The 352-nt window shown below is 59.4% G+C and carries 1 protein-coding gene; it reads left to right on the forward strand.

Features of this window, described 5'->3' with window-relative positions:
- Window positions 1–352, forward strand: a 352-nt coding sequence (locus tag ACI77D_RS29405; RefSeq protein ID WP_407018113.1) for a hypothetical protein, incomplete at both ends; no start/stop codon positions are given.

The raw sequence follows: 352 nt of genomic DNA on the forward strand, positions 1-352 counted from the left end.
GAACGCGATGAACGGGGCCACGTCACCCGCTACGAATACGCCGACGGCCTGCACCTGATCAGCCGCCGCATCAATGCCGACGGCAGCCAAGTCAACTACCGCTACGACAACGTACGGTTGCTGCTGACCGCGATCGAGAATGAAGTCGGCGAAACCTACCAGCTCGCTTACCACCCCAGTGGCCTGATCCAGCAGGAAATCGGTTTTGACGGCCAGCGTACCGCCTACGTTTACGACCTCAACGGCAACCTGGCGGAAAAGACCGAATATGGTGATGACGGTAGTCAGCTCGTCACCCGCTATGAGCGAGACCATGCTGGCCGTCTCGTACGAAAAAACCTGCCCGACGGTG

The organism is Pseudomonas sp. O39 (assembly GCF_045447295.1).
In the GTDB taxonomy this organism is placed as follows: Bacteria; Pseudomonadota; Gammaproteobacteria; order Pseudomonadales; family Pseudomonadaceae; genus Aquipseudomonas; species Aquipseudomonas antarctica_A.